Genomic DNA, 5997 nt, shown 5'->3' with positions numbered 1-5997 from the left:
CCGACCGATCCTCGGCGGCCTCATCAACGAGTACGAACGAGCCGCATAGAAGCCCAGCTCAGGCACCGAAGCGAAGTAAAGACACCCCACAGGGGCTTCCTCGTCCGCAGGACCGGCGCCCTCGTACTCATCGCCGAGGTGAGCCGCTCCGGCGTGGCCGGCGTTGCCGCCTACAGCATCGGGATGCGGCTGCTGTACTTCGCCGTCATGGGCTTCTACGCCCCGCGCAACGCCATCTCCATCCCCACGTCGCGGACCGTCACCGCCCTGGAACCCGCCGCCGCACTCCCGCAGCGCCGCGCCATAGGCCGTCAAGTGCTCGCCCTGACCGCGGGTGGCGCCGCGCTCGCCGCGGCCGTCGGTGCCGCGGCCCACGGGTGGGACAGTTTTGGATGCCGCCGCTCAGCTGGTGCCGGGCGAGCACGACCACCACGGTCTCTGGGAGCCGGTCGGCGCGAGGACGATGCGGAGCGGAGGCGGGCGATGCGGCGAGTGGCACTCGGCTTCCTGATCGCTGGGGCCGCGCTGGTCGTGCTCGGGATTGTGGCCGCCGTCGACCGGTACACCGGCCCCGAGCGGCGGATGCGCGAGGGTGTGCCCGTCGTCGCCGTCGTCGAGGTGGGTCGGCACCTGGGGCAGCGCGAAGACCGGCGGGGCGTGGGTCCAGGTCAGGTACCAGATCGACGGCGTGACGCACCGGGTCGGGCTGGGATCGACGTCCGGCGACGCCGGCGTGGCCAAGGGTGAGACCATCACGGTGTACGTGGACCGCGACGATCCCGAGAGTGTCGTCACCGGCACTGGCCTGGTCAGCGATTACCGCCACGAGCTCTTGCCGCCGGTCATGGTGACCGTCGGTGTCGTGGTGATGGGCATCGCCGGGCCGCGGCTGCGCCGGCGTGCGCCCGCCGTCCCCTTTCCCGCAGCGGAAGCCGCTGTCGCCGCACGGCCGGAGCCGCCGGTTGAATTCTGCTACGCCATGCCCGGGTACCGGGCCGACATCGTGGACCGGCTGCTTAACCGCGTCCACCGTGCTATCCACGACGATCCCGAAGGTTCCGGCCGTACCGCTGCCATAGCCGCGCTGCGGCGGGCCGAGTTGCCGACCGCGCCGCGCGGCTATCGACAGGACCAGGTCGACCTGTACCTACGACAACTCCTCGCCGAGCTGGGGCAGACGTAAGAGCACACCTCCTCATGATGCTTGAGGCGGCGCATCCCGCGCAGGGTTGCGCGGAAGCGGTGCAGCGTGGCCGCTACGGATCGCACCGAACAGCGGCAATAGCGGATGCTGGCCTCCGTCGCTGATGGGATGATCATTGGCGTGGACGCGAGGCCGCTGACTCAGCGGGAGCGAGCGGTGCTTGAGGCGCTGCTGGCCATTGATTTCCAGGGCGTCGAGACCCTGCGAGGCCAGGCGGCGGAAGTGGTCGTCGTCGGCGCGTGCGGCTGCGGGTGCCCGTCCATCGATTTCCAGCACGGTCGCGGCCTCGGGATGTCCATGAGAGTCAACGCGGGCGTTCGCGGCTCCCATGACGGTCTGTTCCTTTACACGATCAAGGACCCTCAGCGGGGGGAGGTCCTCGGCGGCATCGAGTGGGTCGGTGTCGAGGAGACGGATCCAAGATCAACTGCCATCGCACGAGCTGCTGGACATCCGGGCTGCTTGATTCGCCAGCCCACCCAACGCTCGCTCGAGCACGAGCGCGCATCGCCCCCAAATCAGGCCGCTGAGGCGACCGACGTAGCGAGCGTGACCATCGTAGACGAGGGCCAGCGCCCGATCGGCGGCAGATGCGTGCACCCGAGATCAGCTGGTGTGATGCGCCGTCGCGGCGGGTTGAACCGTTGCGGCCGGGACGCTAGCCGAGCCGTTGCAGAATTTCGTCGGTCGTGAGGACCTCGCCGAACCGCGGCAGGGTCACCGTCAGCGCGTGCTCATGCTCCTGGGTTGTGATGCCGCTCATCGCGTCGCTGGCGAAAATCACCTCGAATCCGTGATCCGACGCCGCACGGGCCGTCGACTCGACGCCCATCGTCGTAGCGATTCCAGCCATGACCACCGTTTCCACGGCACGCTCCCGCAGTTGCCCGGCCAAGCCCGTGCCGTAGAACGCGCCGATGGTGCGCTTCACGACTGTGATGTCGCCCGTTCGGGGCAGCATCTCTGGGACGAACCCACTTCCCGGCGGCTGTTCGGCAACGTTCGGCCGCTCCACTCGGACCAGCACGACGGTACCGCCTGCGTGGCGAAACGCTGCCACCAGACGGCCCGCCCGGCTGACCACGTCGACGCCTTTGTGTGGGCCCATGTCCTGCTCGACGATCCGCGGCATCAGGTCCACGACGATCAGTGCAGCCCGTCGCGCGACAAGCGACTCGGTAAGGGGTGCGTTCACTGTGTAACCCTAACAACCTCAGCGGCGCAGGTCACCGCCCGCAGGCCACCGCTCGCGGCGCCGGGTGCCTTGTCAGCTCCCGCTGCGCCACACGGGCGCGCGGACGTGCCGACCGTCCGCGTCGGATGATCACGTATGCGCGGCATGGTCGCGAGCCGCCGGGTCAGGTTCCGGAGGCCATGTAGGCGGCGAGGATGTAGTTGGGGTGGCGGTCGAGGTTGTTGCGGGCCCGGTCGTAGCGCATCGTCGTGCGCGGGTCGGCGTGCCGAGCGGCGATCTGCACGTCGCGGAGGCTGACCCCAGCGTCGTGCATGGTCGTCACGAATGTGTGTCTCAACATGTGAGGGTGCATCCTCGGCATGCGCACGCCGGCCGCCGCGGCCAGATGCCGGAGCCGGCGGGAGGCGGCGTGGCGGTCCATCCGCCCGCCGAGCATGTTGCGCAGGATCGGCCTATCGACCCGGGCGCCGACAGCACGTTCGATTGCCCGCGCGACTGCGGGTGGGAGCGGGATGAGGACGACTTTGCCGCCTTTGCCGCGGACGCGCAGGACGCGGTGGCCGTGTTCTTCGCCGAGGTCGGTGATGTTGGACCCGCAGGCTTCGAAGATCCGCAGTCCGAGCAGGCCCAGCAGGGCGATGAGCGCGAAGTCGTTGGGGTTGGCCGAGAGCCGGGCGGTGGTGAGCAGGGCTTCGAACTGCAGATGTCCGAGGCCGAGGGTCGGTGACTCGGCAGGGACGGTGGGCCGGCGGACGTAGTCGGCGGGTGAGTGCGGCAGGATGCCGTCGATGACGCAGACGCGGTAGAAGCCGGTCACGATCGACAACCGGCGGGACACGGTCGACGGTTGGTGGCAGCGCACGTCCTGCAGCCACCGCACGTATCGTTCGATGTCGATCCGGACCGCGGCCAGCGGGTCGAGGTCGTGGCCGGTGCACCAGTGCAGGAAGACCCGCAAGTCTGACTCGCTGTGCTGCCGGGTCAGGCCGCGATAGCGGCCGAGGTAGGCCGCGACCGCGGCCCGCAGGACAAGCTCGCCCGGCGACTCGAGCCGGGCGTCGGGGACAGGGAACGCAACCATGTTCTACGGTGCGTCACGAGCCGAGATGAACGCCAGAGCCCCCGCCGCGGCAGATCAGGATGGCGGCGTGGGCTCACGGCCAGGAAAGATCAAGGGCATGGGGCGCAGATCTGCCAGGTGGGCATGGTCGAAAGTCAGCACGATTCACACGAGCCGTGATGGGACGGATGCCATCGCGTGCGATGGCGATATCTACTCCTACAGCTACCGCTTCTACGCGCCCTCCAACAGCTCCTACGAGCGCTGCGTCGGCTTGGCTTGGTGCTCGACGTGCCGCGAGTACTCCGGTGCCATGGTGTTCGTACCGCAGAGCGAACACCTCCCCGACCTGCTTGCCGATCTGCCGACGCCAGAACGTGAACGGCTCGTACGCAGCGAGGTGAAGCTGCTTGACTACCTTGATCGCCTCGTCCGGCGAGGAACCTGGCCGTTACGCCAACCATGATCCATGGACGTCCTCACGACGCACTCAATGCGGAACAAGAAGCCTCGCCTGCTACCGGCCGTGACGAGGCGAACCGGCCGCCGCGCACCAACTGCGGCATGAGCGCGCACTCGCCGGTTCGGCACGCAGCAGCGTCCGTCGGGTTCGACCTACGGAGGCGTTCGCTCCTACAGGGGCAGCGGGAACCAAGGGCCCTCATCGAAGATGGGCGGGTGAAGATCGTTCGATCTGTCGTCGCGAATTGCCTGTGGCCGGCGGCCATGGTTGCGATGGTCGTCGGCGTCGGCGGCTGCTCCGCCGGTGAGCGGGGCGACGAGCTCGTCTCGTCGGTCGAGCAGGAGTACGCCGACCCTGTCTGGATTGGTGACACGGTCTACTATCTGGCCGGCTGGCAGGGGTACGACTCCGATACGCCGACGGAGCTCATGCGGGTCCGCGCCGGCGCGCGGCCCGAGGCGGTGCAGATCGACCATCCGAACTGCCCGGCGGCGAACGAACCCGGGCATGGTCCGGGGGACCCGGTGCCGATCAGCGACCGCGAACTGGGGCTGATCATCTCCTGCGGCCCGGATGACATCCGGCTCGTGCGGTGGGCCGTCGGCGGCGGGCCGTCGGTGACCATCGCCGAGCTGGACATGGCCGGCGGCGGCGTCGCCTGGTCGCAGCGCTCCGGCGTGGTCTACTTTTCGTCGCACTCGTGCGCGAACGGCGGGCTGCGCGCACAGCTCGGCAGGTCCGGCATCTGCCTCACCGACGACCCCGATCAGCGGTTCCCCGTCGTGGCCGACGACGGCTCGATCGTGTACCTGACCCCGCAGTGCGGCACCGATGCGCCGGAGCCGAGGTTCACGTTCAGCGTGTGCCGGTACGACGCCCACGGCGAGACCTCAACCCTCGCCCGGGGCTTGTCCGCGCCCGGGGGCATGACGGTGCACGGCGACCGGATCGTGGTCGTCGGTGAGGTCGGCGGCCAGCCCGGCCTATGGCGAGTCCAACGCGGGCAGTTCCAGTCGTTCGTAGCGGGCCACTACCAGGACGCCGCGTTCAACGCCGACGGCACGCGCCTCGCGATCGTGTACGCGAACAGTGGTCTGCTGTCGACGCGATACTCCGTGCGGGTCATCGACGCACCGCGAGCGTGAGCCGAGTTCCGGGCGCCGAGCTCCGAGGCGCACCTCGGCGGCCTCCGGGCACTCCGATGGCCTCGCGGATCGCCAGGCCCCCAGGAGGCGTCCCCTTCAACTCACAGGAACCGATACGCGCCACACGCACCTGATCCGCCGCCACGAAGCGTAGCGATCTCCCAGACGGCAGCCGCGCGAGACCTGCGGCAGATGCGCGCATCCGATCTTGACTATGGCAGCAGTTCGGCGATGCTCGTGGCGTCAAGCGCAGTCGAACCGGTAGTCGAATGGTCGGGTGGGGCATCGGGTGCAGACGAACAGATAGATCCCGCCGGCGTCGCCGAGCATCAGGCCGGTCGGGTTCTGCCGGGTGCGCCATGGGTGATCGTGGTCGGTGTCCCAGCCCCAGCCGGCCATGGCCGCACGATCCTCCAGCGGGATCCACCGCCGTTCGTCGCCACGGCTGAACTCCCAGCTGGCAATGGTAAGGAGATGCTCCATTGAACCTTTTCCAAGCTGATGTCGCAGCTCGGAGGGCGTGCGGCGCCCCCGGATATCGATGAGGGCGAGGCTCCAGGTAAGACAGCAGTCGACCAAGATCCGATGCCCCGACCGGGAGCCTCGCTGTGCTGTCTTACCCCGCCGCAATCCCGCTGTCCAGCCGAACCCTGAACCACCTGGCCGCCCGCATCCGCCGTCATCGCAACCAGCATCGGTCCCGGTGGCGGCGCCTCGATCCCGCACGGCAGGCGTTGCTCGCCCTGGCCCACCTGCGCAACGGTGACACCTACGCCCGCCTCTCGCCGCTGGCTTCCAGGTCGGCGTCGCCACCGCCTGGCGCTACGTGCAAGAACCGATCGCCCTGCTCGCCGCAGCCGCGGACGACCTCGCCGCGGCCATGGCCCGGATCCGTACTCTCGCGTACGCGATCCTTGACGGCACCCTCAT

The 5997-nt window shown here is 68.9% G+C and carries 9 protein-coding genes and 1 pseudogene; 4 read left to right on the top strand and 6 right to left on the bottom strand.

The features are described from left to right. The coding region (locus AB0B76_RS58595; protein ID WP_360395045.1) for a hypothetical protein at window positions 1–375 on the bottom strand (375 nt) is incomplete at its 3' end. Window positions 376–402: 27 nt separating this feature from the next. Beyond that, window positions 403–741 (bottom strand): hypothetical protein, encoded by a 339-nt coding sequence (locus AB0B76_RS58590; RefSeq protein ID WP_360395042.1) that lies wholly within the window; start codon window positions 739–741, stop codon window positions 403–405. Between AB0B76_RS58590 and AB0B76_RS58585 the strand changes: the two genes are divergently transcribed. Continuing rightward, entirely contained in the window at window positions 734–1183 is a 450-nt protein-coding gene (locus tag AB0B76_RS58585) for a DivIVA domain-containing protein (protein WP_360395039.1), read from the top strand. The two genes, AB0B76_RS58590 and AB0B76_RS58585, sit on opposite strands and share 8 nt — an antisense overlap. A 12-nt stretch (window positions 1184–1195) precedes the next feature. Here the strand turns inward: AB0B76_RS58585 and AB0B76_RS58580 are convergent, their stop codons facing one another. The 3 genes from AB0B76_RS58580 to AB0B76_RS58570 all read right to left on the bottom strand — a co-directional run bounded on the left by AB0B76_RS58580 (window position 1196) and on the right by AB0B76_RS58570 (window position 3480). Continuing rightward, window positions 1196–1534 (bottom strand): hypothetical protein, encoded by a 339-nt coding sequence (locus AB0B76_RS58580; RefSeq protein ID WP_360395037.1) that lies wholly within the window; start codon window positions 1532–1534, stop codon window positions 1196–1198. A 328-nt stretch (window positions 1535–1862) separates the two neighbouring features. After that, entirely contained in the window at window positions 1863–2399 is a 537-nt protein-coding gene (locus AB0B76_RS58575; protein ID WP_360395034.1) for an isochorismatase family protein, read from the bottom strand. A 163-nt stretch (window positions 2400–2562) separates the two neighbouring features. After that, window positions 2563–3480, bottom strand: coding sequence for a tyrosine-type recombinase/integrase (locus AB0B76_RS58570; protein WP_360395031.1), 918 nt, complete (start codon window positions 3478–3480; stop codon window positions 2563–2565). Between AB0B76_RS58570 and AB0B76_RS58565 the strand changes: the two genes are divergently transcribed. Both AB0B76_RS58565 and AB0B76_RS58560 read left to right on the top strand, forming a co-directional pair. Next, window positions 3479–3925, top strand: a complete 447-nt coding sequence (locus tag AB0B76_RS58565; protein WP_360395028.1) for a hypothetical protein — start codon at window positions 3479–3481, stop codon at window positions 3923–3925. The genes AB0B76_RS58570 and AB0B76_RS58565 overlap by 2 nt on opposite strands. A 212-nt stretch (window positions 3926–4137) precedes the next feature. After that, window positions 4138–5067, top strand: coding sequence for a hypothetical protein (locus AB0B76_RS58560; RefSeq protein WP_360395026.1), 930 nt, complete (start codon window positions 4138–4140; stop codon window positions 5065–5067). Window positions 5068–5310: 243 nt separating this feature from the next. On the opposite strand, the gene AB0B76_RS58555 is transcribed toward AB0B76_RS58560, so the two are convergent. Next, the gene (locus AB0B76_RS58555) at window positions 5311–5550 is read right to left on the bottom strand and encodes a hypothetical protein (protein WP_360395024.1); all 240 of its coding nucleotides are present in this window, start codon (window positions 5548–5550) and stop codon (window positions 5311–5313) included. Between the two features lie 125 nt (window positions 5551–5675). Between AB0B76_RS58555 and AB0B76_RS58550 the strand changes: the two are divergent. Beyond that, a pseudogene (locus AB0B76_RS58550) lies at window positions 5676–5997 on the top strand (transposase family protein); the annotation flags it as partial.

Source organism: Dactylosporangium sp. NPDC049140 (assembly GCF_040648435.1).
This window is presented reverse-complemented; position numbering and strand designations above follow the sequence as displayed.